Here is a 2,881-nt window from a genome sequence, read left to right as displayed (position 1 = left end):
CGTGGATTAGAATTTTGAACAATTATTTACGCAACTTCGTGTCGCACCTTGATAAAATTGTTTACCACGGCATAGGACTTGCCGCTGCCCGGCGTACCCAACACGATGGACGCACGGAAGGGATTAACTACATTGATCCAACCGTTGTTCCAGCGTTTCCTGTAATAGAAACGTGTCGGCAGATTGACCGAATACTCGCTTTCGATAAGCCTCGTTTCCTGCATGAAACTCTCGTTCTCGTTGTTGAAAACATCCTCCATCAAATTGTGTTTCAACAGGCGGCTCATCCACAGACCACCCATCAACAGGCAGACATAGCCCGTTCCAATGGTAAGGACATACAGTCCCGTCACCGCTTCAAGCGGCAGCGGCAGGGGCAGCAACCACCAGTTCAGGAAAAACAGCACGAACCCGACGGCAAATGCTGTCCAGATTCTCCCCCAAGTGATTTTCTCACCCTTGACACCCTTCGTACCCAGACAGGACAAGGCAAGCAAAAGGACGGAAAACAGCTTCGTGTAGAGAATGGAATGGAACAGCCCCGCCGTGCGGTCGAAGTTCAGAAGGATTTTGTCCACCACGCCGATGTTCACGCCCCACAGCCGGATGGCTTCGTAGCAGAACCAGTACACGTTCATGACCACTAAAATGATACTCACGGCACGCAGAAAATCCATGATTTTCGCCAATGCCCTCAAATCGTCTTCTTGTTGTGACATACATTGATTTTTTAATTGTTGATACTCTGATTACATACCCAAGCCCTTGCGTTTTTTCTTCTTTTTGCGCTTCATCGCCCGGATGAAAGCCTCTTCCTCGGCATCTACCGCCGGACCTTCGGGAGTGAGCAAGCCCATACCGCCCGATATATCTTCACTGTCGTAGGCGGTCTGCCCGTGTGCCTTGTCCGCAGCATCCACAGGGATGGATAGCGGTATCGGCGGTTGTCCGGCGTATGGCAGGGTGAAGTGTTCCTGCAAGGCATTCGCCGAAAGCTCCTTACCCATGCGCGAACCGTTCAGCACGCATCCCGTGCGGTGGTCGATGAAGGTAGCCCCATAGATGCGCCCTTCCTCTGTGTAGCGCAGTACGGTGTCGATGCCCTTCTCTTTGAGTTGGGATACAAATTTGTCCTTGTCATAAGTGCCTTGCAGCACGGAAAGGACGGTGCGTTTCGTCATGTCTGCCAGTTTCCTATCCTTGATTTCCGATTTGGAACGGACAAACTTCTTCTGTACGGCTTCATAGCCTGCGGACTTCCCGAAAAGCGAGGATTTGAACGGGTTGCCCACCTTGTTACCCTTGTCGTCCGTGACGGAATAGACCAGCCCGTGATACTCCCGTCCGCGCACGTTGCCCCTCGCTTCCTCCACCGTCATATTATATAAGGAAAGGAGCGCACGGTATTCGCCCATCGTCTGGAAACGGTACTGCCCATTCAGAGCCTTCACGGTGTTGCCTACCTGCTTCTTCACATCACCTGCCGATGCGGCCACCTTGCGCAACGGATTATCCAATCTCTGATTTTTACGTTCTGCCGGATGCAATCCGTACTTCTGTTCCAGTTCCCTGCGGATACGGTCGCTGCGGCGGTAGAGAAAATCCCGGTTGAGCCTTTTCCCGTTCTCGTCCACGTTGACCGTCACGATGTGCAGGTGGTGGCGGTCGATGTCCTCGTGCTTGAATACAAGATAAGGCTGGTTTCCGAAACCGAGTTTTTCCAGATACTCGCGGGCGATATTCTGCAACTCAATATCGGTCAGCACATCCTCCGGGTGCGGGTTGAGAGAGATATGCACCACCGGCTTCTCGATCTTCATCTGCGGTGGCAGGAAGGTGAGAAAACCCTCCATCGCCTTGCCTATGTCCACCGTTCCCGAACCGTCATTGTAGATGCGGTTGGTGGTGAGAAGCCGCCCCTGCGCCTCGTTAATCTTCTCCCCGTTGTAGGCAATCGCGCCGTACAACGAACTTCCTACACTGATTTTTGCGACCATTTTGCCTCCATTTCCCTTGAAAGTTCCACAATCCGGCGGCTCAGTTTCACGAGTTCGACGGTGTGTTGCTCTAATTTGTAGAGCAACGCCATCGCCTTTTTCTCTGAAAAATGCAGCCTCAGTTCCTTCACGACTTGGTTGTAATTCGTACCCACGGCACGGAATTGTGCATGAAAATCCGACAGTTTGGTGTAATAGTCCACCAACGTCTTGTCCACCTTCAGCACCTTGAACGGTTGCCCGAAGAAGTGCGCTTTGAGGAAAACAGACCGTGCATAGACACCCGATTTTCCGAACATGGCGAGGAAACGGTTGTGTTCCTCCTCGTTGAAACGGACGGTGTACCGGTACACCGCCGGATCAAGTTTGGGATTTCTCCCTGATTTGCTTTTCCTTTTCTCTTTCATATTACTTTGGATTTAGCGGATTGACGGCATAAGCCGCCGCTTCGGATTACAGCACCGCAGTTCTGAAAGGCTTCCCGACTTCGGAGGGAAAGCCCGCCCCCTGCAAGGGCAAGTGCTTTTCGTGGCTGCTCAAAATATTTTGAGCGGCTGAAAAGACATCTTGCTATGTTCAGGTGAACATAAAAATCCGTCAGGGGACGGATTGGGAAAATACCTTTCAGGACTCCGGGCCGCGCGTCATCGGCGAACCCTGCTGTCCGGGTGCAAAGTTACGCCCTTAAAGCGGTATCGGACAGATGCTTGACCCGGTCAATGACTGCCAACCGGCGCAACGTGCCGCCACTTGCCGGAGAAGTGATACAGGTTCCAAAATATACTTGTTTATTTGCAGCATGATTCAAGAAACGAACGATTTGAAGATATGATAAACGGAACATTCAAATACCCGGAAATCCGCTTCTTCGGATACTTGCCGAA

General features: G+C 51.8%; 2 protein-coding genes and 1 pseudogene. All 3 read right to left on the bottom strand.

The genetic code is table 11. The features are described from left to right. Window positions 1–35 precede the first annotated feature (35 nt). Window positions 36–719: pseudogene (locus DW640_RS22980) on the bottom strand (YWFCY domain-containing protein); the annotation flags it as partial. Window positions 720–749: 30 nt separating this feature from the next. Further along, a complete protein-coding gene (gene mobB / locus DW640_RS22975; protein ID WP_004291483.1) occupies window positions 750–1,997 on the bottom strand; it encodes a conjugal transfer protein MobB in 1,248 nt (415 codons plus the stop codon). Then, window positions 1,976–2,404, bottom strand: coding sequence for a conjugal transfer protein MobA (mobA, locus tag DW640_RS22970; RefSeq protein WP_004291488.1), 429 nt, complete (start codon window positions 2,402–2,404; stop codon window positions 1,976–1,978). The genes mobB and mobA overlap by 22 nt, the downstream gene beginning before the upstream one ends. Window positions 2,405–2,881: the final 477 nt, after the last annotated feature.

Origin of the sequence: Bacteroides sp. AM23-12 (assembly GCF_003434395.1) — a bacterium.
Classification (GTDB): Bacteria; Bacteroidota; Bacteroidia; order Bacteroidales; family Bacteroidaceae; genus Bacteroides; species Bacteroides thetaiotaomicron.
Note: the sequence above shows the minus strand (reverse complement) of the source record. Positions and strands in the feature narration are given on the sequence as shown.